23 protein-coding genes and 1 tRNA gene are annotated in these 22,266 nt (G+C 72.5%); 14 read left to right on the plus strand and 10 right to left on the minus strand.

The annotated features are described in order from the left end of the window. Positions 1-33: 33 nt before the first annotated feature. The gene (locus QRT04_RS06350) at positions 34-966 is read right to left on the minus strand and encodes a zinc-binding dehydrogenase (RefSeq protein ID WP_289454320.1); all 933 of its coding nucleotides are present in this window, start codon (positions 964-966) and stop codon (positions 34-36) included. Between the two features lie 139 nt (positions 967-1,105). On the opposite strand from QRT04_RS06350, the gene QRT04_RS06355 reads away from it, so the two are divergent. Then, positions 1,106-1,501: a winged helix-turn-helix transcriptional regulator gene (locus tag QRT04_RS06355; protein WP_289454321.1), complete on the plus strand. Its 396-nt coding sequence runs from the start codon at positions 1,106-1,108 to the stop codon at positions 1,499-1,501. A 65-nt stretch (positions 1,502-1,566) separates the two neighbouring features. Further along, positions 1,567-1,995: a hypothetical protein gene (locus QRT04_RS06360; RefSeq protein WP_289454322.1), complete on the plus strand. Its 429-nt coding sequence runs from the start codon at positions 1,567-1,569 to the stop codon at positions 1,993-1,995. A gap of 23 nt (positions 1,996-2,018) precedes the next feature. Here QRT04_RS06360 and QRT04_RS06365 read toward each other — a convergent pair whose 3' ends face one another. Together QRT04_RS06365 and QRT04_RS06370 are read right to left on the minus strand one after the other, a co-directional pair. Further along, positions 2,019-2,393: a hypothetical protein gene (locus QRT04_RS06365; protein WP_289454323.1), complete on the minus strand. Its 375-nt coding sequence runs from the start codon at positions 2,391-2,393 to the stop codon at positions 2,019-2,021. Between the two features lie 215 nt (positions 2,394-2,608). After that, positions 2,609-3,328: an alpha/beta fold hydrolase gene (locus QRT04_RS06370; RefSeq protein WP_289454324.1), complete on the minus strand. Its 720-nt coding sequence runs from the start codon at positions 3,326-3,328 to the stop codon at positions 2,609-2,611. A 324-nt stretch (positions 3,329-3,652) separates the two neighbouring features. Between QRT04_RS06370 and QRT04_RS06375 the strand changes: the two genes are divergently transcribed. Then, a complete protein-coding gene (locus QRT04_RS06375) occupies positions 3,653-6,904 on the plus strand; it encodes an ATP-binding protein (RefSeq protein WP_289454325.1) in 3,252 nt (1,083 codons plus the stop codon). A gap of 196 nt (positions 6,905-7,100) precedes the next feature. Next, entirely contained in the window at positions 7,101-7,466 is a 366-nt protein-coding gene (locus tag QRT04_RS06380; protein ID WP_289454326.1) for a cupin domain-containing protein, read from the plus strand. Between the two features lie 82 nt (positions 7,467-7,548). Here QRT04_RS06380 and QRT04_RS06385 read toward each other — a convergent pair whose 3' ends face one another. Together QRT04_RS06385 and QRT04_RS06390 are read right to left on the minus strand one after the other, a co-directional pair. Continuing rightward, positions 7,549-8,955 carry an outer membrane protein assembly factor BamB family protein gene (locus QRT04_RS06385; protein ID WP_289454327.1) on the minus strand — a complete coding sequence of 469 codons (1,407 nt, stop codon included), beginning with the start codon at positions 8,953-8,955 and terminating at the stop codon, positions 7,549-7,551. 149 nt (positions 8,956-9,104) lie between these two features. Further along, positions 9,105-9,431: a hypothetical protein gene (locus QRT04_RS06390; RefSeq protein WP_289454328.1), complete on the minus strand. Its 327-nt coding sequence runs from the start codon at positions 9,429-9,431 to the stop codon at positions 9,105-9,107. Positions 9,432-9,813: 382 nt separating this feature from the next. Between QRT04_RS06390 and QRT04_RS06395 the strand changes: the two genes are divergently transcribed. Next, a tRNA-Lys gene (locus tag QRT04_RS06395) sits at positions 9,814-9,886 on the plus strand. A gap of 28 nt (positions 9,887-9,914) precedes the next feature. Here QRT04_RS06395 and QRT04_RS06400 read toward each other — a convergent pair. Beyond that, positions 9,915-10,298: a VOC family protein gene (locus QRT04_RS06400; protein ID WP_289454329.1), complete on the minus strand. Its 384-nt coding sequence runs from the start codon at positions 10,296-10,298 to the stop codon at positions 9,915-9,917. A gap of 301 nt (positions 10,299-10,599) precedes the next feature. On the opposite strand from QRT04_RS06400, the gene QRT04_RS06405 reads away from it, so the two are divergent. Both QRT04_RS06405 and QRT04_RS06410 read left to right on the plus strand, forming a co-directional pair. Further along, positions 10,600-12,063, plus strand: a complete 1,464-nt coding sequence (locus tag QRT04_RS06405; protein ID WP_289454330.1) for an endo-1,4-beta-xylanase — start codon at positions 10,600-10,602, stop codon at positions 12,061-12,063. A gap of 17 nt (positions 12,064-12,080) precedes the next feature. Then, positions 12,081-13,526 (plus strand): non-reducing end alpha-L-arabinofuranosidase family hydrolase, encoded by a 1,446-nt coding sequence (locus QRT04_RS06410; protein ID WP_289454331.1) that lies wholly within the window; start codon positions 12,081-12,083, stop codon positions 13,524-13,526. Positions 13,527-13,648: 122 nt separating this feature from the next. Here QRT04_RS06410 and QRT04_RS06415 read toward each other — a convergent pair whose 3' ends face one another. Beyond that, positions 13,649-14,176, minus strand: coding sequence for an SRPBCC family protein (locus QRT04_RS06415; protein ID WP_289454332.1), 528 nt, complete (start codon positions 14,174-14,176; stop codon positions 13,649-13,651). Positions 14,177-14,264: 88 nt separating this feature from the next. Between QRT04_RS06415 and QRT04_RS06420 the strand changes: the two genes are divergently transcribed. The 6 genes from QRT04_RS06420 to QRT04_RS06445 all read left to right on the plus strand — a co-directional run bounded on the left by QRT04_RS06420 (position 14,265) and on the right by QRT04_RS06445 (position 19,002). Then, the gene (locus tag QRT04_RS06420) at positions 14,265-14,732 is read left to right on the plus strand and encodes a winged helix-turn-helix transcriptional regulator (protein ID WP_289454333.1); all 468 of its coding nucleotides are present in this window, start codon (positions 14,265-14,267) and stop codon (positions 14,730-14,732) included. Between the two features lie 110 nt (positions 14,733-14,842). After that, positions 14,843-16,246, plus strand: coding sequence for a pyridoxal phosphate-dependent decarboxylase family protein (locus tag QRT04_RS06425; RefSeq protein WP_289454334.1), 1,404 nt, complete (start codon positions 14,843-14,845; stop codon positions 16,244-16,246). 91 nt (positions 16,247-16,337) lie between these two features. After that, positions 16,338-17,345 (plus strand): nucleoside hydrolase, encoded by a 1,008-nt coding sequence (locus QRT04_RS06430; RefSeq protein WP_289454335.1) that lies wholly within the window; start codon positions 16,338-16,340, stop codon positions 17,343-17,345. An 83-nt stretch (positions 17,346-17,428) separates the two neighbouring features. After that, positions 17,429-18,259: an excalibur calcium-binding domain-containing protein gene (locus QRT04_RS06435; protein ID WP_289454336.1), complete on the plus strand. Its 831-nt coding sequence runs from the start codon at positions 17,429-17,431 to the stop codon at positions 18,257-18,259. Between the two features lie 64 nt (positions 18,260-18,323). Then, positions 18,324-18,782 (plus strand): NAD(+)--rifampin ADP-ribosyltransferase, encoded by a 459-nt coding sequence (gene arr / locus QRT04_RS06440; RefSeq protein ID WP_289454337.1) that lies wholly within the window; start codon positions 18,324-18,326, stop codon positions 18,780-18,782. 58 nt (positions 18,783-18,840) lie between these two features. Continuing rightward, positions 18,841-19,002, plus strand: coding sequence for a hypothetical protein (locus QRT04_RS06445; RefSeq protein ID WP_289454338.1), 162 nt, complete (start codon positions 18,841-18,843; stop codon positions 19,000-19,002). A 16-nt stretch (positions 19,003-19,018) separates the two neighbouring features. On the opposite strand, the gene QRT04_RS06450 is transcribed toward QRT04_RS06445, so the two are convergent. From QRT04_RS06450 to QRT04_RS06460, 3 genes are read right to left on the minus strand one after another with little or no spacing between them, the layout of a single operon-like run. Continuing rightward, positions 19,019-20,023 carry an ABC transporter permease subunit gene (locus QRT04_RS06450; protein WP_289454339.1) on the minus strand — a complete coding sequence of 335 codons (1,005 nt, stop codon included), beginning with the start codon at positions 20,021-20,023 and terminating at the stop codon, positions 19,019-19,021. After that, a complete protein-coding gene (locus QRT04_RS06455; RefSeq protein ID WP_289454340.1) occupies positions 20,020-20,910 on the minus strand; it encodes an ABC transporter ATP-binding protein in 891 nt (296 codons plus the stop codon). The genes QRT04_RS06450 and QRT04_RS06455 overlap by 4 nt, the downstream gene beginning before the upstream one ends. Beyond that, complete coding sequence (locus tag QRT04_RS06460; protein ID WP_289454341.1) at positions 20,907-21,296, minus strand: GntR family transcriptional regulator; 390 nt, start codon at positions 21,294-21,296, stop codon at positions 20,907-20,909. The genes QRT04_RS06455 and QRT04_RS06460 overlap by 4 nt, the downstream gene beginning before the upstream one ends. Positions 21,297-21,422: 126 nt before the next feature. Here QRT04_RS06460 and QRT04_RS06465 point away from each other — a divergent pair, with 126 nt between their 5' ends. Then, on the plus strand, positions 21,423-22,259 hold the full coding sequence (locus tag QRT04_RS06465) for an aldo/keto reductase (protein ID WP_289454342.1): 837 nt from the start codon (positions 21,423-21,425) through the stop codon (positions 22,257-22,259). Positions 22,260-22,266 lie beyond the last annotated feature (7 nt).

Raw genomic sequence — 22,266 nt, forward strand, 5'->3', positions numbered from 1 at the left:
GCCCGGTGCGGGTGGGGCCGGCCGCCGCGACGCTCAGGGGATCAGCACGACCGCCCCACGCAGGCCGCCCTGCGCGACCGTGCGGTACGCGTCCGCCGCCTCGGCCAGCGGGAACATCGCCGCCACGCGCGCAGTGATCGCACCGTCGGTCGCGAGGAGTGCCAGCTCCGCGAGCTGCGACCCGTCACCGACGACGTGCACGGTGTCGACCCGGATCTCGCGCTCGGAGGCCGGCGTGCCGGGCCCCGTGACCGCGACGAAGACGCCGCCGTCGCGCACCGCGTCCAGCGCGGGGGCGCCGAGCACGGCCGTGTCGAGCACGGCGTCGAGCGCCCCGCCGCCGGCCGCCGCGCGGAGCGCCTCGGCGAGGTCCGCGTCGTCATCGTCGGGCCGCATGGCGAGGCGGCCGCCCGCGCCCTCGACGAACCCTCGGTCGGTCTCCCGCGCGACGCCGACGACCTCGAGACCGCGCAGCCGAGCGAGCTCGAGCGCGAACCCGCCGACGCCGCCCGCCGCCCCGGTGACGCCGAGGGTCGCCCCCGTCGGCAGGTCCAGGAGATCGAGCGCCTGTCGAGCGGTCAGCGCGTTGAGCGAGAGCGCGGCAGCCTGCGCCGCGGCCAGACCGCCCGGCCGGCGACCGACGGCGCGCGCCGGCAGGACCACGCTCGACGCATGCGTGCCGACGAAGGTGTCGAACCAGTCGGACAGGCCGAGCACCGGGTCGCCCGGAGCGAGGTCGACCACGTCGGGCCCGACCTCCTCGACCACGCCGGCGACGCCCCAGCCCGGGGTGTACGACGGCGCGTCCGGGAGCAGCGCGGCGAGCGTGCCGTCGTGGACCCAGACGTCGGCGGGGTGGACGGGCGCCGCCTCGACGCGCACGCGGACCTGACCGAGTCCCGGGCGCTCCGGTTCCCGCTCGACGAGCTCGGCGACGCCCCAGGCGGGGATGGTGAGGACGGTCATGGGACTCTCCTTCGGGGTGATCCGGGTGACGGCCCCCATCCTGATCAGGATGGTTCCTGTTGGGAAGTAGGTACCTTTTGGTGCCCAAGCGCTACTGTCGGTTCCCAGGCATCGCACCGGTGCCGGCTGGAGGGCCCGTATGACCACCACTGCGACCGCTCCCGCGCCGAGCGCTTCCGGCGTGTACGACGCGTTCGACCCCAACTGCCCGACCCGCCAGCTTCTCGACGAGCTGTCCGACAAGTGGGTCTGCCTGGTCCTCGTCGCGCTCGCCGCGGGGCCCCTGCGGCACGGCGAACTGCGACGGCGCATCCGCGGCGTGAGCCAGAAGATGCTCACGCAGACGCTGCGGGCCCTCGAGCGCGACGGGATCGTCGAGCGCACCATCACGCCGTCCGTTCCGGTGCGCGTCGACTACGAGCTCACGCCGCTCGGGCAGTCGCTCACGTCCGTCGTCGATGCGGTCAAGGTCTGGGCCGAGGCGCACATGGACCAGGTCGACGCCGCGCGCGAGGACTACGACACCCGCGCCTGACGCGAGGGCGGCTCGCGTGTCGGTGCTCGGGAGGAGGCTGGGGGCTGCCGACGAAGGGGGCAGCGATGGACGACGACGCACGTCGCGCGGGTGCCGAGGTGTTCGACCGGTGGACCGCGCTGTGGAACCGGGAGCCGGTGAGTCCCGACGAGCTGCTCGCACCCGACCTCACGCTGCGGTACGCGCAGGCCGGGAGCGAGCCGTTCGACGACGTCCGCACGCCCGCGCAGCTGGTGGCGCTCGTCGACGCATGGCACGCAGGCCGCGGCGGCACGCTGGAGTTCGCGGCGGAGGGGACGCCCGTGGTCGACGTGGCCCCGGACGACGGAGGCGTCACCGGCTTGGTGGCGCGCCCGTACCTCGTGACGCACACGCCGACCGGCGGCACGCCCACGTCGCGAAGCGGTGTCGACGCGCTCCGCGTGGAGCGCGGCCGCATCGCCGAGGTGTGGTCGGTGTCGTCCGGTGCCCAGGGGCGCGTGTTCTACCGCTGACGGCGGCGAGCGCACACCGACCGCTATCCCCCGGCCGTCGCGTCGCGCTCCTCCGGGAAGTCGCGGAGCCCGCGGAGCACCGCGCGGACGAAGGGGAGGAACCCCTCGGGTCCCGTGGCCCTGTCCTTCAGGTGGACGGTCGTCACGTCGCTGCGCTCGAAGACCTCGCGGACGATTTCGAGCCGGGTCTGCAGATCGAGCCCGGCGCCCATGATGACGTGGTCGACGCGTGGTTCCGTCGAGAAGGCGCGTCGGACGTCCGTGAGCCCGGTCCCACCGAGCAGCCGCACGTCGCTCATGTCGAGGTGACGCTCAGCGTCTTCCACGACGATCTCGGTCCGGCCGAGCAGGAGCACGGTCGCCCGGGCGCTCTCGCTCACGTTGGTGTCCACCGACATCTGGCCCACGGTCCTCGGACTGGGAGCCACGAGGCAAGGCCGGTCATCGGCACCGCCCACCGAGGCGCCACGTCGAGGCGAGCCTGCCGGAGGGGCTTGTGAGCACGCGGGGTGCGCCATCGCGTCATCGCGCGGGCCGGCGCGCGCGACCGGAAACCGGTGGTGGCACGCGTGGAGCGAGGCGGGCCGGCCCGAGCCTCACGCGCCACAGGATGTCAGCTCGTCGTCGTGGCCAGCGCCTCGCGGATGACGCCCACCACCTCCGCCGGGTGCGCGAACATCACCAGGTGTGAGGAGTCGACCTCGGTGACCTTCATGTGCGCGCGCTCGTACCCGAAGCGGATGACGTCAGGATTGATCACGTGGTCTGACGACGAGACGACGCCCCAGGCAGGCTTCGACTTCCACGCGGCGACGCCGGCCGGCTCTCCGAACGCCACCTGGGCCAGCGGACGTTGCGACACCGCCAGGAGGCGGCTCACGGCGGGGTCCACGTCCGGGGCGAAGATCTCCGGGAACCGGGCCACGTCGACCGACACGTCGATGCCGGCCTCGCCGGTCCCGTCGAGGGCGAACGGAGCGAAGACCAGCGCCTCGACGAGCGGCGAGTCCGGGAACCGTCCTTGGAGCTCTGCGATGGTCTCGCCCTGGTCCAGTGCGTAGCCGGCGAGGTAGACGAGACCGACGACGTTCTCCTCGACCCCCGCGACGGTGATGACCGCTCCTCCGTAGGAGTGTGCGACGAGGAGCACCGGCCCGTCGATCCGGCGGACGACCGAGGCGATGTAGGCGGCGTCGGTGACGAGGCCGCGATTCGGCCCCGCGGCGACCACCACCTGGACGCCGTCGTCGAGCAACGCACTCGTGACGGGGCCGAAGCTGCCCCCGTCCGCGAACGCGCCGTGGACCATGACGACCGTGGGCCTGCTTGACATGTTCACTCCTTCGACGGCGCCGGCAGGGTGCGTTTCGGCCCCCTGCCTCGGGAAGGGAGCCGACGGGTTTCCGAGCTCCTCGTTCGTGAACCTAGGGAGTGGCCGTGGAGAACGAGTGACCGATGAGTGCATCGGCGCCCTCCACGTTGCCCACGCGCGCCGCTGGTACGTGTCGGCGCCCGTGAGCACGACCGCGCGACCAGTGCGACAGCCCCCTGGTGGCTGCTCGCGACGAGCGCCTAGAGTGCTGCATCCGCCGCACCAGCGAACCATCCCCACCCGCGTCACGGGCTCGTCCGTCAGGACCCGCGAGGGGTTGTCGACATGGCAGCAACGCCCGGTCTCCAGAGCTCCCACCGTCGGGGACGCGTACCCGCGCCCGTCGGGGCGCTCCGCATCCAGCTCCTCGGTCCGCTGCGCCTCTGGCGCGGCAGCGCCGAGCTCGACCCCGGACCGCACCAGCAGGCCTACCTCCTGGCCCTGCTGCTGGCGCGCGCGGGGCGGCCGACCTCGGTCAACGAGCTGATCGACGCGATCTGGGGCGACGAAGCGCCCGCCAGTGCCCTCAACGTCATTCACAAGTACGTCGGCCTGCTGCGCCGCGTCCTCGAGCCGCACCTCGCCGCCCGCGAGACCGGCGCCTACCTGGTGGGCCACAACGCCGGCTACCTGTGCGCCGCGCCGCCCGAGGTTCTCGACCTGGCGCGGTTCCGGCAGCTCGTCGACGGCGCCCGGACCGCACGTTCGCACGGTGACGCCCTCGGTTCGTTCGCCCAGTACCTCGACGCGCTCACCCTCTGGAGCGGACCGGCGGGGGACGGGCTGACGCACACGATGGCCACGGCGCCGATCTTCGCCAGCCTGGACGACGAGTACCTGCAGACCTGCGTGGACGCGACCGAGGTCGCCCTGTCGGTGGGAAGACCGGACCGCGTGCTCCCGGCGCTGCACCTCGCCGCCAGGATGGCGCCGCTGCACGAGCCGGTGCAGGCCAGCCTGATGACGTCGCTCGGGCGTGCGGGCCACCAGGCGGAGGCCCTGGCGGTGTTCGACAGGGTGCGCAGGCGGCTGATCGACGACCTGGGGATCGATGCGGGACCTGCGCTGCAGGAGGCGCACCTGCAGGTCGTCCGGTCGCCGGCGCTGTCTGCGCGCGTCCCGCACGCGGCCCGGAACGAACCCTCCCGGGCTACCGAGCAGGACTCGCCCGCCGCCCCGTCCGCGGACCGCCTGGTCGGCCGGGACGAGGAGCTCGCCGTGCTGCAGCGGGCCATCGCGCCGGCGCTCACTGACGGGTCGGCCGTTCTCCTGCTCGAAGGCGAGCCCGGAGTGGGGAAGAGCTGCCTCCTGAAGGCGACCGCCGACCATGCTCGGGGCGAGGACGCTCTCGTGGTCTGGGGGCACGGTCTCGCCGGTGAAGGAGCGCCCACGATGTGGCCGTGGGTCGAGGCGGCAGCGGGCCTCGTCGGAGCGATGTCGGCCGAGCGCCGGACCGAGTGGTCGTCGCGCGACCTGGGCTACCTCCTCGGCTCGAAGGGCGACCCCTCGACGCCGCCTCCGATCCCGGACAGCAAGGCCCGGTTCCGGCTCCTGGAGGAGCTGGTGGCGTTGATCGCGGAGTCCGCCGCCGCGCGGCCGGTGGTCGTCGTCTTCGACGACCTGCACTGGGCCGATCCGAGCTCCTTGCAGCTGCTCGCCGACGTGATCGGCCGTCTGCCGCCGCGGACGGCGGTGGTCGGAGCCTTCCGCAGCCTCGGCCCGACCCCGAGCCTGGAGCTGTCCCGCGCTCTCGCCGCGGCGAGCCGCGCCGCCGGCCACCGGAGAGTCCGTGTCGGACCTCTCGACCCAGCGGGTGTGGCCGAGCTGATCGGCGCGGAGACCGGTGTCTCGCCCACGGCCGAGGCGGCGAGACTGGTGCACGCGCGTACCTCGGGCAACCCCTTCTTCGTCCGGGAGCTGGCGAGATGGCTGATGGCCGGCGGCACGGTCACCCAGGAGACCGTGCTCACCGGCGGAGTGCCCGTGACGGTCCGCGACGTGGTGCGCGACCGAATGGCCACGCTCGACCGCGAGTCGCAGGACCTGCTCGGGCTCGCGTCGCTGGTGGGGCGCACGGTCGAGCTCGAGCTGCTCGCCCGCGCGGCCTCGCTGGACATCTCGACCTGTCTCGAACGGCTGGAACCCGCACGCGCGCTCGGTCTGATGGGACCGGTCGCCGCTGACCCGTTCTCGTACGTGTTCACCCACGACCTCGTTCGCGAGGCCATCTCGGAGGCGCTGCCGCGCGGTCGCGCCGGGACGCTCCACGGCCGCATCGCGAACGCCATCGAGGAGGTCGGACTCAGCGACGAGTCGGCCGCGGAGCGCGTCGCTCATCACCTGTGGGCGTCAGGGCCGGTCGCAGATCCGAGTCGCACGGTCGCGGCGCTGGTGCGTGCCGGTGCGCGCGCCAGGTCGAAGACGGCGTTGGACGCCGCCGAGCGACACCTCGCGTCGGCGGTCGAAATGGCGCGTCGATCGTCTCTCCTCGAGCAGGAGCTCGATGCGCTCTCGCAGCTGATCGCCGTCGTCGGGATGCGCTCGATGTACGGGACGGCGTCGGTGCGGCTGCTGGAGAGAGCCGAGCAGGTCGCGCGGGATCTCGGCCGCGAGCGCGAAGCGGCCGGGTTCCTCTTCTCCCGGTGGACGGCGCACGCCCAGGGGCTCGAGCTGCGGAGCAGCGGCCCGCTGGCACGACGGCTGCTCGAGCAGGGTGCCGGCGCGTCCGATCCCCTCGTCCGCGCGTACGGCGAGGCCGCGTGGGGGATCCATCAGTGGCACCTGGGCGCCATCGGCGAGTCGTACCGACGCATGAGCGCGATGAGGATCACGGTCCGACCGGAGGACCGTGCGCCGGACCTCGACCCGGTCCACGACGCGTTGCAGCTCCTCACCGCGGGAACCTTCGCGGAGATCTCGGCCTACCACGGCGACACCGCGCAGGCCCACGAGATCCTGGACCGCCTGAAGCAGACGGCCGGCGACGACCCCTACGCGCTCACGGTGGCGACCGCGATGGCCGCCCGGACGGCTGCGGTCGTCGGTGACCCGGAGTGGGCGCTCACCTCGGCCGAGAGCGGGATCTCGGTCGACCCGCACTTCTCCTTCGACTTCCTCGGCACCTACCTGAGACTGGCGAGGCACTGGGCGTTGGCGATGCGCGGCGTTGCCCCCGCTTCGGCCTCCGACGCGGCGGAAGAGCTGGTGCGCACGAATCTGTCGAACCCGACCCGCTCGTGCGTCTCCACGTGGTGGGCTCTGGTCGCCGAGATGCGGATCGCCGCCGGCGACCTGGACGCGGCGGCGGCCGCCCTCGATCACGCCGACGCGTGCCTCGAACGTCATGAGCAGCGGACCGGCGAGGGTCTGGTGGTCCTGGTGAGGGCGTACCTGGCTCGAGCGGCGGCCGATCCCGCCGCTGCTGCGAGCCTGGCCCGGTCGGCCGCCGCCCTCTCCCGCCGGCGCGGTGCGCACCTCTTCGCGCGGCGTGCCGACCTGTTGCTGGCTGACCTCGCGACGGCGGGACGACTCGGCTGAGAGCGGGTCTGAGCGGCGGTCCGGGCGCACGGGGAAGCACGGGCTGAACCTGGCGGCCGCGAGGGGATCCGGCACCCCGGTGGACGCGCGTCCGGCCGACCGGCACGCGGACCTCGGCGCTCGATCGCCCGCGCCGACCGAGACCCCACGCGCCCGTCCTGGCCCGGGTACGGGCCGAGCGGCTAGCGTGCCGGAGGTGACTGACGACGTCCGCAACATCAGGACGGCGCTCGACGCCGTCGCACACCACTGGCAGCCGCACCGTCTGACGAGCGTCAACGACTACGACGTCAAGGTCGCCAAGCTGCACGGCGAGTTCGTGTGGCACTCGCACCCCGACACCGACGAGCTGTTCCTCGTGGTGGAGGGCACGCTGACGATCCAGCTCCGCGACCGCGACGTCGTCCTCGGCCCCTCGGACGTGTTCGTCGTCCCCCGGGGCGTCGAGCACTGCCCGCGCGCGGACGACGAAGTCTCGATCGTCCTCGTCGAGCCCCGCGGAACCGTTAACACCGGCGACGCCGGCGGCGACCGGACGGAGCCCCTGCGCGAGCTGCCCTGAGCGGCGCCTTCCGCTCGCCCGCTGCGCCGCCCACGGCCGCTCCCGTGGCTGCGTTCGGTGAGCCCGTGTCGGACGGAGGCGTTTACCCGATGCGTGCCAGCCGCTCACCCAGGCTCAGGAGCACGCCGTCGGTACACACCAGGTAGCCGTCGTCGCCGTGCGGCAGCGCGCTTGACCACTCGACCTTTCCGTCGCCCGGACCGAGCGCGACGACCTTTCCGGTCGCAGGTCGCGGACTGTCGCCCTCAGACTCGCCATCGCCGCCGGAGACGTGCACGAGCACGTGAACACCGTCGGTCAGCAGCTGGGACACCTCACGGCCCACGTCGGTGCGCCACAGGAGCCGACCGGTGCGCCCATCCAGCGCGACCACTCCGGTGACGAACGACGCGTACACGACGTGGTCACGCACGAGAACCTCGAGCGTCGGATACGGAGCCTGCCAACGCAGCTTCCCCGTGCGCGCGTCGTACGCGGCGAGGTTCTCGTCCTGCGTGAACGCGACTCCGGGCAGCGAGCCGTCGTCCGCGACGAGGCTGCGGTCCGTACCCGCAACGTCGACGTCGCGTCCGGGACCAGCGATGACGGTCGTCGTGGCTCGACCGCCGGCGGACACGGTGGTGACGTGCGCCGCCCGGCCAGCAAGCTCAGGTTGCAGGGACATCAGCGACTGCGCCGGTGCAAGCTCCGTCCCGTCGAGCAGGTTGAGCCGGCGAAGGCTGGCCGTCGAGTCCACGACGACGACCTCTCCGGCAGCGATGAACACCGCCCCGAACGGGTTGGAGTCGTCACGGCTCCCGCCGATGGGGGTCGTCCAGGCGGGCGTCCCGTCGAGCAGATGGTGGGCGTGAGCCTCGCCCCGGCCCTTTCCCTCGTCGCTCGCGAACACCACAAGACCGTCGGCGGCATCGAACGACGTCGCACCCGACACCTGCCAGGTGGCCACTCGATCCCCCGTCGCGCCGTCCAGCACGGTGACCTCGCCAGGAACGGACCCGCCGCCCTCGGGATAGTCGGATACCACGCACACGACCCGCGTCGGTGTCGCGCCGCTCGTGTGGTTCTCCGGGCTGCACCGAGCGATCGTGCCGGCATTCGTGAGCAGCGTGCGCCACAGCGTCTTGCCGGTGGTGACGTCGACCAGACGCACCGCCAAGACGTCGACGCTCTCGACCGCAAGGACGGCCCGACCCACCGGTCGCGGGTCCATCTGGAGGTTCGGGTCGGACTCCCACAGTGCACGTAGCGGCGGATGCACGGGCGTGACGAAGCCCGGCAAGCCGTCGAAACGGTGCTCGCGATGCCGCTCGACGGACGCTAGCCCCTGCTGGAGCGCCACGAGCACGGCGAGCCCTGCGACGGGCACCAGGAGCCAACGACGGCTCAGACGGGCTCGGCCCGCGCGGAGCGGCGCCGCTGGTACGGCCGCAGTTCCTGTGGTGTGCGGCTCGTCGTCCTCGATGAGCTCGACCTCGCGCATCGAGACCATCACCGGAGTATGCCCGCGCGACGTATCGGCGGTGGTCGATTCTGACCTCGGACCACGCGCGCACGAACGTCAGGTGCCTCGACGCACCCGGGACCGGACGCAGAACGACCCCCGGCGGGTGCCGGGGGTCGTTCTGCCGGGGCGTCGACTCAGGCGTTCCCGTCCAGGGCGCCGGCAGCCTCCAGGCGCGCGAGCGTGGCATCCCAGCCGTGCGTCGGGTACGCGGTCGCGAACGACTCGAGCTCGGCGCGGATCCGCTTCGCGTGACCGGCCGCGGAGTTCGCCGCGATCGCGTCGACGAACGCCTGCGACGCGGTGCGCAGGTTCGGGTTCTTGCCCGTGGCGGCATCGCGCACGTACGCGTTGGCACCCTGGCCGGCGGGGATGAGGAACGTGGTGACGCCCACGCCCTGAGCGGAGTTCGAGGAGCTCGTGCTCACGCGTGCGCGGGAGGACGTCTTGGAATCGCCAGCCATGGCGGTGTCCCTTCGGGAGCAGGGGGGTTGGGGTGTTCGCCCCACCGAATCGGCGGGCGCGGGACGGAACATTAGGGGTCGGAACCCGCTGATTCCCAGCACGCTCCGCGCGTCGCCCGGTGTGTCGCGGAACGTGGCTCCGAGGACCTGGCGGCGCGGCCGCGCCCGGGCGTCGCGCGGGTCGATCCGGCCCTTCGTACGACCATGAGGAAGAGGCCGGAGCTTGCCGAGCCAGAGCGGACTGGGCTCGGGGCAGAAGGGCCTGCTACTCGACGTTCGCGCGTCGTGCCGTAGCCTCGACACCGCGATCGAGGGCCAACGGCCGGCGCGAATCACACGGGAGTTGTCCCGAGGATTCTCCCGGTTATTGTCCCCATCCGTCGGGCCTCTAGCTCAACTGGCAGAGCAGCGGACTTTTAATCCGCGGGTTGTGGGTTCGATCCCCACGGGGCCCACCGAGCACGACGAGACCGCGGCGTCCGGTCACTCCCAGACCCGCGCCACCCGCGCGAACGTCTGCGGGTCGCTGTGCACCGGCACGACGCAGAGCAGGTGCCCACCGGGCGAGCGCATCGTGAACGCGTCCTTCCACCGCCCGACCGACACGGCACCGAGCGCCGTCAGCCGCGCCACCTCGGCGGCGAGGTCGTCGGTCTCGATGTCGACGTGGTACCGCGGCGCGTCGTCGCCGACCGCCTGGACGACGGTGAAGAAGTCGGGAACCGCGCCGACGAGGGCGGTGAACTGGGTCTCGTCCGGAGGCGAGTACGTCGAGGTGCCGAGCGCACCGGCCCAGAACCCGACCTCGCCCTCCGCGTGCTCCGCGGGCGTGTCGAAGAGGATCCCGACCAGGCGGCTGCGATGCATGGCGGCGACCATACCGGCACGATCCGGGCCGGCGGGAGGGCGATGTGTATCGATTCACACGCCCCCGTACGCGTTGCCCGCGTCACACCGGTCCCATACGTTCGCGGCCACATCCCCACACATTCCGGGGTGTGAACGGCACGACTTGTTAGCGCTAACAGCGCCGCACCGACGCCGTGGTCGGTTCGACGAGGAGCGTCCCCATCGGGGCGATCCGCCTGGCTCACCCCGCGCATCGCCGGCGTCCGCGGGGCGGGTCCAGCCGTCCGGCACACCAGCCCCAGCCACTCGAAGGAACGCCATGAGATCACTCACCCCCCGGCGCAGGCGCGCCACGTCGGCGGTCGGCATCGTCGCCGCCGCGACGCTCGCCGCCACCGCGACCGCAACCCTGCTGGCCGGCCCGGCGCAGGCCGCGAGCACGCTCGGTGCGCAGGCCGCCACGTCCGGCCGCTACTTCGGCACGGCCGTCGCGGCCGGCCGGCTCGGCGACAGCACGTACGTGTCGATCCTCGACCGCGAGTTCAACGCGATCACGCCCGAGAACGAGATGAAGTGGGACGCCACGGAGCCGTCGCGCAACTCGTTCAGCTTCGGTTCGGCCGACCAGATCGTGTCGCACGCCCAGTCGCACGGGCAGCGCATGCGCGGCCACACGCTGGTGTGGCACAACCAGCTGCCCAGCTGGGTCTCGTCGATCAACGACGCGAACACCCTGCGCAGCGTCATGGACAACCACATCACGCAGGTGATGTCGCACTTCAAGGGCAAGATCTACGCCTGGGACGTCGTGAACGAGGCGTTCGCCGACGGGTCGACGCAGCACCGCAGCTCCGTCTTCCAGAACGTCCTCGGCAACGGCTTCATCGAGGAGGCGTTCCGCACCGCGCGCAACGCCGACCCGTCGGCGAAGCTCTGCTACAACGACTACAACATCGAGGACTGGAACGCCGCGAAGACGCAGGGCGTCTACTCGATGGTCCGGGACTTCAAGTCCCGCGGCGTGCCGATCGACTGCGTCGGGTTCCAGTCGCACTTCGGCACGGGCGGCCCGCCGTCGACGTTCCAGACCACGCTGTCGAACTTCGCCGCGCTCGGCGTCGACGTGCAGCTCACGGAGCTCGACATCGCGCAGGCGTCGAGCACCAACTACTCCAACACGGTCCGCGCGTGCATGAACGTGTCGCGCTGCACCGGCATCACCGTGTGGGGCATCCGGGACAGCGACTCGTGGCGCAGCAGCGAGAACCCGCTGCTGTTCAGCTCGAACGGCAGCAAGAAGTCGGCGTACGACGCGGTGCTCTCCGCCCTCGGCGGCGGCACGCCCGTGCCGACGACGCCCCCGGCGACCACGCCTCCGCCGACCGGTGGCACCGGCTCGACCGGACCGCTGCGCGGCCTGGGCTCGAACCGGTGCCTCGACGTGGTCGGCGCGAGCCAGTCCGACGGCGCGGCCCTGCAGCTGTACGACTGCTGGAACGGCACCAACCAGCAGTGGACCTCGACGTCGAGCAACCAGCTGACGGTCTACGGCAACAAGTGCCTCGACGTGCCGAACCACGCCACCGCGGCCGGCACCAAGGTCCAGATCTGGACCTGCAGCGGCGGGGCGAACCAGCAGTGGCGCCTGAACTCCGACGGCTCGGTCGTGGGCGTCGAGTCGGGGCTGTGCCTCGACGTCGCGAACAAGGCCACCGCCAACGGCAGCGCCGTGCAGATCTGGACCTGCAACGGCGGCACCAACCAGAAGTGGTCCCGTAGCTGACCCGAGAGGAGCTCGTCATGCCCAGAACACGTTCCACCCGCAGACGCCTGCTGGCGGCGCTCGTCGCCGCACTGGTCGCCCTGGCGGTCACGCTCCTCGCGAACCCCGCGCAGGCCGCGTCCACCGGCCAGATCAAGGGAGTCGGCTCCGGTCGCTGCCTCGACGTGGCCGGGGCGAGCCAGAGCGACGGCGCCGCGCTGCAGCTCTACGACTGCTGGAACGGCACCAACCAGCAGTGGACCTCGACGTCGAGCAACCAGCTCACGGTCTACGGCAACAAGTGCCTCGACGTGCCGAACCACGCCACCGCCGCCGGCACCAAGGTCCAGATCTGGACCTGCAGCGGCGGCGCCAACCAGCAGTGGCGTATCAACTCCAACGGCTCGATCGTCGGAGTCGAGTCGGGGCTCTGCCTCGACGTCGCCAACAAGGCCACCGCCAACGGCAGCGCGATCCAGATCTGGACGTGCAACGGCGGCACGAACCAGCAGTGGACGGGCCTGTCCGGCGGCGGCACCACGCCTCCGCCCACGACGACCCCGCCGCCCACCGGCGGCACGTGCTCGCTGCCGTCGTCGTACCGGTGGTCGTCGACCGGGGCGCTCGCGCAGCCGGCGAACGGCTGGGTGTCGCTCAAGGACTTCACGAACGTCGTCTACAACGGCAAGCACCTGGTCTACGCGTCGGACGTGAACGGCTCGTCGTACGGGTCGATGGCGTTCGCCCCGTTCACCAACTGGTCCGACATGGGCTCGGCACAGCAGATCGGCATGAGCCAGGCGGCGGTCGCACCGACGCTGTTCTACTTCGCGCCGAAGAACATCTGGGTGCTCGCCTACCAGTGGGGCGCGTGGCCGTTCATCTACCGGACGTCCAGCGACCCGACGAACCCCAACGGGTGGTCGTCCCCGCAGGCACTGTTCACCGGGAGCATCTCGGGGTCCAGCACCGGTCCGATCGACCAGACGCTGATCGGTGACGGCCAGAACATGTACCTCTTCTTCGCCGGCGACAACGGGAAGATCTACCGGGCGAGCATGCCGATCGGGAACTTCCCGGGCAGCTTCGGCTCGTCCTACACGACCGTCATGAGCGACTCGACGAACAACCTGTTCGAGGCCGTGCAGGTGTACAAGGTCCAGGGCCAGAACCAGTACCTGATGATCGTCGAGGCGCAGGGTGCGAACGGGCGCTACTTCCGCTCGTTCACGGCGTCGAGCCTGAGCGGGTCGTGGACCCCGCAGGCGGCCAGCGAGAGCAACCCGTTCGCGGGCAAGGCGAACAGCGGCGCGAGCTGGACGAACGACATCAGCCACGGTGACCTCGTCCGGAACAACCCCGACCAGACGATGACCATCGACCCGTGCAACCTGCAGCTGCTCTACCAGGGCAAGTCGCCGAACGCGGGCGGCTCGTACGACCAGCTGCCCTGGCGGCCGGGCGTGCTGACGCTCCAGCACTGACACGTCGGCCGCCGCGGACCGCACCACGGCCGCGGCGACCGAACAGGAAGGACGCTCGAAACGAGGAGCCCCCGGCCGTCGCCGTCGGGGGCTCCTCGCGTCCCGGGCGTGACGCAGGCGCGTCAGCCGACTGCCGCCCGCGCGGCGGCCCCTGCCCCCTCGATGCGGTCCCGCAGGCCGACGTGGTCCGCGGCGTCGAGCTCCTCGTCGCCCTTGAACAGGTTCGGCGTCCCGACGCCGGTCTCGATGAACGCCTTCAGGCTCGTGCGGACGTAGGTGCTCCACGCGTTCGAGCACGCGTCGTAGCACTCGACGTCCGGGTCGAGACCGGCGTGCGTGAACGTGACGTGCGTGCCCGCGTCGTCGGCCGCGATGTCGAACCGGATGGTCGTGCCGACCCACTCCTGCCTGTCGCTGACGAACGCGAGGTAGCCGCCGGTGACGAGCCACTCGACGAGACGGCCCGGCTCGAGGGCGGTGACGCGCTGGCCGCTGTAGTGGAGGCCCGGCACGAGGTAGACGAACTCGTCCCCGACCGCCGTCGTGGTGCCGGTGATGCGGCCCCACCAGCCGCTGACGTCGTTGACGGCGTCGTACGCGGCCTGCGGCGAGGCGTCGACGGTGATGGTGGTGGTGAAGTCGGCGGACATGGCGCGCTCCCTGCTCGTAGCCAACTTGCGTGATGCAAGCGACGGTAGCGACCATGACTTGCATCACGCAAGGGGTAAGGTCGGCGGCATGCTCGGCAAGACGTACGACACGCAGGTCTGCTCGATCGCCCGGTCGCTCGAGCTCGTCGGCGAGCGCTGGAGCCTGCTCATCGTCCGTGACGCGCTGTTCGCGGGCGTCACGCGCTTCGCCGACTTCCAGCACAACCTCGGCATCGCGTCGAACGTGCTCGCCTCGCGGCTGGAGTCGTTCGTCGCGAGCGGCGTGATGGAGCGCGCCGACGACGCCGACTACGTGCTGACGGAGAAGGGTCGCGCGCTCGCGGTCGCACTCATGGCGCTCACGGAGTGGGGCGACGCGTGGGCCACGGACGCCGAGCCGCCGATCCTGTACGCGCACGCCGGGTGCGGCGGCGCCGTGCACGTCGGAGCGGCGTGCGACCTGCACGGCCCTGTCCCGGCCGACGACGTGGTCGCGCGCGTCGGGCCCGGGATGCCCGCGGAGTACCTCGCGGACCGACGGGGACGGCGCGGCTGACCCGTTGCCGTCGCGGGCCGCTGCGCCACGGTGGGTGCGTGCCGTGGCGCAGCGGCCCGCATCCCGCGCTGCGTTGACGCCCCGGCGGCGCGCGGAGAACACTCCGGAAGATGCACCCGGACGGTGACGACGACGTCCCGAGCCCGGGCTACGCGGAGCTCCTGAGCCTCGCGCAGCGCGAGGCGACCGCCTGGCTCGAGGCGATGCCCTCGGACCCGATCCCGCCGCTGGACGACGCGACGAGCGTCAAGGACGCGCTCGGCCGCGAGCTGCCCGAGCGAGGCGCCGACCCGGTCGAGGTGGTCGAGCGGCTCGCGCGGGCGGTGCGGCCCGGGCTGCTGACCAGCCAGTCGCCGCGGTTCTACGGCTGGGTGATCGGCGGCACGTACCCCGTGGCCCTCGCGGCCGACTGGCTCACCGGCGCGTGGGACCAGAACGGCGGCATGCGCTACGCGAGCCCGAGCACCACCGCTGTCGAGGACCTGGCGAGCGCCTGGCTGCTGGACGTTCTCGGGCTGCCGGCGCACGCGGGCGTCGGCTTCACCACGGGCGCGACGACCGCGAACCTCGTCGGCCTCGCGGCCGCCCGCGAGCGCGTCCTGCAGCGCGCCGGGTGGGACGTCAACCGCGACGGGCTCCACGGCGGCCCGCGCGTCCGGTGGATCGCGGGCGCCGAGCGGCACACGTCGGTCGACCTCGCGGCGCGGTACCTCGGGCTCGGGGCCGCGGCGCTCGTGCCGGCCGACGACCAGGGGCGCATCGACGTCGACGCGCTCGCCGACGCGCTCGACGCGAGCGACGGGCCGACGATCGTCGCGCTCCAGGCCGGGAACGTGCACTCCGGGGCTTTCGACGACGTGGGCGCGGCCATCGCGGTCGCGCACGAGCACGGCGCGTGGGTGCACGTGGACGGCGCGTTCGGGCTGTGGGCCGCAGCCTCGCCGCGTCGGCACCACCTGCTCCAGGGCTACGAGGCGGCGGACTCGTGGGCGACCGACGCGCACAAGACGCTCAACGTGCCGTACGACTGCGGCGTCGCGGTGATCGCGGACGCGGCCGCGGCGCACACCGCCCTCGGCGTCCGGGCGAGCTACCTCGTCGCGGCCGAGGGGGCGGCCGACCCGCACGAGACCGTCCCCGAGATGTCGCGGCGGTCGCGGGGCGTGCCGGTGTGGGCGGTGCTCGCGTGGCTCGGGCGATCCGGCGTGGCGGCGCTGATCGACCGGCTGTGCGACGGGGCGACCGCGCTCGCCGACGGGCTGCGCGACATCCCGGGCGCACGCGTCGTCAACGACGTCGTGTTCACGCAGGTGTGCGCGACGTTCGGCGACCGGACCGTGCAGGTCGCCGAACGGCTGCGGGACGACGGCCAGGCCTACGCGTACCCGTCGCACTGGCAGGGCCAGGACGTGGTGCGGTTCTCGGTGAGCAACTGGGCGACCGACCAGGCCGCGGTCAAGGCGACCGTCGACGCGGTGGGCCGGGCGGCGCGCGACGTGGGCGTGGGCGGCTGACGACGCCGCCGACTCCCACGTGGACGGCTGAGGACCGCCGCGCCCGCCACGGCTCCGGCCACCCACCCGCTGCTCGGGCCACGATGGGCGGATGACGACCTGGCGGCTCGGCGACCCGCTCCCCTGGCTCCCCGCGCGGGCCGGCCGGACCGCGCCGCGCCTGCGCGTCATCGTCGACAACGACTTCTCGGGCGACCCCGACGGTCTCGTCCAGCTGGCTCACCACGTGCTCTCGCCGTCGGTCGACGTCCGCGCGGTGATCGGCTCGCGCCCCGCGCCCGAGCCGCAGCACGAGGGCACCGACCAGGCGGCCGCGGCCGTCGCGCGCGCCCGCGAGCTGCTGGCCGTCATGGGCGTCGAGGCCGCCGGCCGGCTCGTCACGGGATCGGCCGTGACGATGCGGGACGCGACGAGCCCGCTGCCGTCCGACGGCGCGCGCCGGATCGTCGCCGAGGCGATGCGCGACGACGTCGACACGCCGCTGTTCGTCGCGTGCGGCGCGGGGCTCACCTCGATCGCGTCGGCGCTGCTGATCCAGCCGGCGATCGCCGACCGGCTGACGCTCGTGTGGATCGGCGGCGCCGAGCACCCCGGCCTCGCCGCGGCGCCGCACGGTGCGCCGGCTGTCGAGTACAACCAGTCGATCGACCCGGTCGCCGCGCAGGTCGTGTTCGACTCCGCCCTGCCGCTGTGGCAGGTGCCGCGCGACCGGTACCGGCAGTGCCTCGTCTCGGACGCCGAGCTGCGTCGGCGCGTCGGGTCACAGGGCACGGTCGGCGCGTTCCTGCACGATGCGATCGCCGCCCTCGTCGAGGCCCGCCGGCGCGACGGAGAGCTGCTCGCCGAAACCTACGCGCTCGGCGACTCGCCGCTCGTGCTGCTCACCGCGCTCCAGTCGTACTTCGACCGCGACGACGCCGCGAACGCGTTCGTGACGATGCCGCGGCCCCGACTCGACGCCGTCGGCCGGTACGTGCCGAACCCCGACGGCGCCGCGATCCGGGTGTACACGCGGATCGAGACGCGGCTGATGTTCGAGGACCTGTTCGCGAAGCTCGCCGACCTCGCGGAGTGGCAGGCGGCCGCCCCGCGCAGCTGAGGGCCCCTTGGGTCGTTGGTCCCTGACCTCCGCCGAGGACGCACGCACACTTGCTGGACACTTGTCCAGTTTCAGGAGCTCCCGTGCGCCTTCGTCCCGTCGCCGCTGCCGTCGCGCTGTCCGTGGCCGGCACGCTCCTCGTCGCCTCACCGTCCCAAGCCGCCTCGCGTGTCTCCGCCCTCACGCTGCTCGACCAGCTGAAGGTGAGCGCCGAGTCGAGCTCGGGCTACGCCCGCACGAAGTTCGGCGGATGGGTCGACGCGAACCACGACGGCCAGGACACGCGCGCCGAGGTGCTCATCTCCGAGTCCCGCTCCACGGTCACCTTCACGTCGTCCACGCACCGCACCGTCAAGACCGGCCGGTGGGTCTCCGGGTACGACCGCAAGACGTTCACCGCCGCGTCGAAGCTCGACATCGACCACATGGTGCCGCTCGCCGAGGCGTGGGGCTCGGGCGCCAAGACGTGGAGCGCGAGCACGCGCAAGGCGTACGCGAACGACCTCGGCTACGCGAGCTCGCTCGTGGCCGTCTCGGCGGCGTCGAACCGCTCGAAGTCCGACCGCGACCCGGCACGGTGGCTGCCGCCGAGCAAGGCGTACCGCTGCGCCTACGTCAGCAGCTGGGTCGCGGTGAAGTGGCGCTGGTCGCTGAACGTCGACAAGGCCGAGAAGGCCGCCGCGACCGCGACCCTGAAGGGCTGCTCCACCAGCTCGCGGCTCGTCGCGAAGCCGGCGAAGGCGACGATCGTCCGCGCCGCCACGAGCTCGACGGCCCCGCCGTCCCGGCTGGACCCCCGGTTCGCCACCTGCACCGCCGCGACGGCCGCCGGCTACGGCCCGTACGTGCAGGGCCGGGACCCGGAGTACGCCTGGTACATCGACCGCGACCATGACGGCGTCGTCTGCGAGTAGTCCCGACCACCTGGTCGCGCGCTCCCGTCCCGCACCGCACGATGGTGGCGACGGGAGGACGCCGATGACCGAGAGCACGCCCCGCACGCCGGTGACCTACGAGACCTGCGCGAGCGTCGTGGGCCCCTTCTTCCACGGCACCCGGTTCACGCTGGGCGTCGGCGAGGAGCTCGTGCCGGGTCGTGGCTCCAACTACCAAGCCGGTCGCGTCTCGAACCACCTGTACTTCGCGGCTCTCGTCGAGACCGCTGCGTGGGGTGCGGAGCTCGCGAGCGCGCTCGCCGGGAGCGAGGGCCGGGGCCACGTGTACGTCGTCGCGCCACTGGGCCCGTTCGAGGACGACCCGAACGTCACCGACAAGCGCTTCCCGGGCAACCCGACGCAGTCGTACCGCACGCGCGACCCGCTGCGCGTCGTCGGCGAGGTCGACGACTGGCCCGGGCACGACCCCGCCGTGCTGCAGAGCATGCTCGATCACCTCGCGCAGCTGCGCGAGCAGGGCCTCGACGTGATCGAGGACTGAGCCGCCTCACCCGGACGTGTACTTACCGGCTGCGGCGCCGGTTCCTAGCGTCGCCCTCGTGAACCGCGGCGCTCCGCGGAGCCACTGGTCGAGCCGGAAGGTCGGTCGCCGGCTCGCGCTCGACGTCGCCCTGTGGGCCGTCGTAGCGGTGCTGGCGCTCGTGGTGCTCGCGCTCCTGTGGGGGCCGCCGCCACCCGCTCCAGCCGGCCTCGTCCCCTAGGACCGCGGGCGGCCCGTCACGCGGCGCGGCGACGGAGGGCCCAGAAGCAGAGCGCGACGGCGACCGCGGCGAGCGCGACGACGATCCCGGCCTCGATCCACTGCAGCGTCCAGAACCGGCTCCCCGGCTGGTAGGTGACGACCGAGTGCAGGTTCTTGCCGGCGACCCAGTCGAGGCACTTCTCCGGCGACTGGGACCGGCTGCAGTACGTCGGGTCGGCGATCCCGTCGAACGCCTTGCCGGACGGCAGCGTGGTCGTGCTGCCGAGGATCCACGCGCCCGGGATGTGCGGCTCGATCCAGACGCGGATGTGACCGTCGCTCTGCAGGCCGATGCCCGCGCCCTTGGTGGGATCGAGCGGGACGCTCCGGCTCAGCGGCGTCACCAGGTGCGCGCGGATCCAGGTGGGCATCGCCATCTGCACGGCCGCCACCGCTGCGAGGGTCACCGCCATGGCCGGCACGGTCCGCCGCAGCAGGATGCCCGCCAGCACGCCGACCGCGAACGCGAGCAGCGCGTCAGCGACCGGCACGACGCCGCGCGAGCCGAACATCAGCGGCTCCATGCGCCCGGAGACGCCGTCGACGCGCGCCGACGACCACGTGACGACGAGCGCGACGACGCCGGCCGCGAGCGCGGTCGCGGCGCCGAGCAGCGCGAGCTTGACCGAGAGCCAGCGCGCGCGGGACACGCTCTGGGTCCACACGAGCCGGAACGTGCCCGTCTCGAGCTCACGCCCGACGAGCGGCGCGCCCCAGAACGCGCCGATCAGCGCCGGCGCGAGGTAGGCGACGCCCACCGCCAGCACACGCACGGGACCCGTGAACCCCGCCCGCGCCTGCGCGAGGAACGCGTCGGTGAGGTCGGAGCAGGTGGCGCCGGTGCAGGTCGCGAGGCCGGACGCGCGGTAGAGCGAGGCGATGTGCGCACCCGCGAAGGCGAGCGCGACGGCGAGCGCGACGAGGATCCCGAGCGTGATCCACGCCTGCGTGCGGAACTGGCGCCAGGTCAGCCAGGTCATCGGGACACCTCCACGGTCAGGTCGTGCGCGTCGACGACGTCCTGCGTCATGTAGGCGAGGACGAGCTCTTCGAGGTCGAGCGGCTCGACGGCCCACTCGGGGTCGAGCACGGGGACGGACGACCGGACGACGAACGTGCTCTGCCGGTCCGTGTGGCCCGACCGGACGACCGACGTCCCGGCGGGCGCCTCGTCGTGCGGGCGGCGGCGGCCCGTCACGCGCTGGTGCGTCGCGAGCAGCTCGTCGACCTCGCCGCTGACCTGGACGTGCGAGGCGGCGAGCAGCACGAGGTGGTCGCACACGCGCTCGAGGTCGGTGACGAGGTGCGAGGACAGCACGACCGTCGCGCCCTGCTCGGCCACGAACTCCATGAGGCCGCCGAGGAACTCGCGGCGCGCGAGGGGGTCGAGGCTGGCGACCGGCTCGTCGAGCAGCAGCAGCTCGGGACGCTTGCCCATCGCGAGCGTCAGGGCGAGCTGCGCGCGCTGACCGCCGGACAGGCGGCCGGCCTTCTGGTCGGGGTCGAGCCCGAGCCGTGCGACGCGCGCCTCTGCGAGGCCCGCGTCCCAGCGGGCGTTGAGGTGCGCGCCGAGCCGCAGGTGGTCGCGGATCGTCAGCCCGGAGTACGTCGGCGTGTCCTGGGCGACGAACCCGACGCGCGCGAGCTGCTCGGGGCCCGACGACGGCCGGCCGCCGAGCACGGTGGCGGTCCCGCTCGTCGGCTCGAGCAGCCCGGCGAGCAGCTGCAGCAGCGTCGACTTGCCGGCGCCGTTGGGTCCGACGAGCCCGACCACGCGGCCCGCAGGGATGTCGAGCGTGCACGCGTCGAGCGCGGTGCGCCGCCCGTAGCGCTTGGTCAGCGCGTCAGTCCGGATCGCGGTCGTCATGACGTCCTCCCGACGGCGGCCCGGACCGTGTCGCGAAACAGCGCCTCGATGCCCTCCTCGTCCAGGCCGGCCTCGCGGGCGCGGTCGAGCCAGGCGGCGAGCTCGTCGCGCAGCGGGCCCTGCGCGGCGAGGGTGGACTCCCCGAAGGTGCGGACGACGAACGTGCCGACGCCCTGCCGCGCCTCGACCAGCCCCTCGTACTCGAGCTCGCGGTACGCCTTCGAGACCGTGTTCGGGTTGATCGCGAGGGTCGCCACCACGTCCTTGACCGTCGGGAGCTGGTCGCCGACGGCGAGGATCCCGAGGCGCAGCGCGTGGCGCACCTGCTGCACGAGCTGGAGGTAGGGACTCACGCCCGAGCGGGCGTCGAGGTGGAACTCGATCATCGGAGTCTCATTTCACTAGGTCACTAGTAGATTGATACTCCGATCGCGCCGCGTCAACCCCTGCTGCGAGATCGGCGAGCGCGGCCGAGACTGGGACACGATCCCGAATCGATCCGAGGAGGCACCGTGCCCACCGTCCCCACCGTCACGCTGAACAACGGCGTCGAGATCCCCCAGCTCGGCTTCGGCGTCTTCCAGGTCCCGCCGCCGGAGACGAAGGAGGCCACGCTCACCGCGCTCGAGGTGGGCTACCGGCACATCGACACGGCGCAGATGTACGGCAACGAGAAGGGCGTCGGCGACGCCCTCGCCGAGTCGGGACTCGCCCGCGACGAGGTCTTCGTCACGAGCAAGCTCAACAACGGCTTCCTCGACCGGCAGAGCGCGCTCGACGCGTTCGACCGCACGCTCGAGGCGCTCGGCTCCGATCACGTCGACCTGTTCCTGATCCACTGGCCGCTGCCCACCGTCGCGGACTACGTGGACCGCTGGCGCACGATGGAGGAGATCTACGCCTCGGGCCGCGCGCGGTCCGTCGGCGTCTCGAACTTCCAGCCGTCCCACCTGCGCCGCCTCGCCGCCGAGACGACCGTGACCCCGGCCGTCAACCAGGTCGAGGTGCACCCCTACCTGCGGCAGGACGAGATCCGCGCGTTCGACGCCGAGCACGGCATCGCGACCGAGGCGTGGTCGCCGATCGCGCAGGGCAAGGTGCTCGACGACCCGGTGATCGCGCGCGTCGCGGAGTCGCTCGACCGCACGCCCGCCCAGGTGGTGCTCCGCTGGCACGTGCAGCGCGGCGACATCGTGTTCCCCAAGTCGGTGACGCGCAGCCGCGTCGAGGAGAACTTCGCGCTGTTCGACTTCGAGCTCTCGGAGACCGACATGGCCTCGATCGACGCGCTGAACCGCGACGAGCGCACCGGGCCGGACCCGGACACGTTCGCGTACGTGCCGCGCTGACCCTCCG

Origin of the sequence: Cellulomonas alba (genome assembly GCF_030362835.1) — a bacterium.
Taxonomy (GTDB): Bacteria; Actinomycetota; Actinomycetes; order Actinomycetales; family Cellulomonadaceae; genus Cellulomonas; species Cellulomonas alba.

Bases quoted from the DNA above. Each gene is read 5' to 3' on its own strand.
- QRT04_RS06385 (WP_289454327.1), bottom strand. From the start codon at position 8,955: ATGGTCTCGATGCGCGAGGTCGAGCTCATCGAGGACGACGAGCCGCAC.
- QRT04_RS06355 (WP_289454321.1), top strand. From the start codon at position 1,106: ATGACCACCACTGCGACCGCTCCCGCGCCGAGCGCTTCCGGCGTGTAC.
- QRT04_RS06460 (WP_289454341.1), bottom strand. From the start codon at position 21,296: ATGATCGAGTTCCACCTCGACGCCCGCTCGGGCGTGAGTCCCTACCTC.
- QRT04_RS06405 (WP_289454330.1), top strand. From the start codon at position 10,600: ATGAGATCACTCACCCCCCGGCGCAGGCGCGCCACGTCGGCGGTCGGC.
- QRT04_RS06450 (WP_289454339.1), bottom strand. From the start codon at position 20,023: ATGACCTGGCTGACCTGGCGCCAGTTCCGCACGCAGGCGTGGATCACG.
- QRT04_RS06360 (WP_289454322.1), top strand. From the start codon at position 1,567: ATGGACGACGACGCACGTCGCGCGGGTGCCGAGGTGTTCGACCGGTGG.
- QRT04_RS06430 (WP_289454335.1), top strand. From the start codon at position 16,338: ATGACGACCTGGCGGCTCGGCGACCCGCTCCCCTGGCTCCCCGCGCGG.
- QRT04_RS06390 (WP_289454328.1), bottom strand. From the start codon at position 9,431: ATGGCTGGCGATTCCAAGACGTCCTCCCGCGCACGCGTGAGCACGAGC.
- QRT04_RS06455 (WP_289454340.1), bottom strand. From the start codon at position 20,910: ATGACGACCGCGATCCGGACTGACGCGCTGACCAAGCGCTACGGGCGG.
- arr (WP_289454337.1), top strand. From the start codon at position 18,324: ATGACCGAGAGCACGCCCCGCACGCCGGTGACCTACGAGACCTGCGCG.
- QRT04_RS06365 (WP_289454323.1), bottom strand. From the start codon at position 2,393: ATGTCGGTGGACACCAACGTGAGCGAGAGCGCCCGGGCGACCGTGCTC.
- QRT04_RS06420 (WP_289454333.1), top strand. From the start codon at position 14,265: ATGCTCGGCAAGACGTACGACACGCAGGTCTGCTCGATCGCCCGGTCG.
- QRT04_RS06415 (WP_289454332.1), bottom strand. From the start codon at position 14,176: ATGTCCGCCGACTTCACCACCACCATCACCGTCGACGCCTCGCCGCAG.
- QRT04_RS06400 (WP_289454329.1), bottom strand. From the start codon at position 10,298: ATGCATCGCAGCCGCCTGGTCGGGATCCTCTTCGACACGCCCGCGGAG.
- QRT04_RS06350 (WP_289454320.1), bottom strand. From the start codon at position 966: ATGACCGTCCTCACCATCCCCGCCTGGGGCGTCGCCGAGCTCGTCGAG.
- QRT04_RS06425 (WP_289454334.1), top strand. From the start codon at position 14,843: ATGCACCCGGACGGTGACGACGACGTCCCGAGCCCGGGCTACGCGGAG.
- QRT04_RS06370 (WP_289454324.1), bottom strand. From the start codon at position 3,328: ATGTCAAGCAGGCCCACGGTCGTCATGGTCCACGGCGCGTTCGCGGAC.
- QRT04_RS06375 (WP_289454325.1), top strand. From the start codon at position 3,653: ATGGCAGCAACGCCCGGTCTCCAGAGCTCCCACCGTCGGGGACGCGTA.
- QRT04_RS06410 (WP_289454331.1), top strand. From the start codon at position 12,081: ATGCCCAGAACACGTTCCACCCGCAGACGCCTGCTGGCGGCGCTCGTC.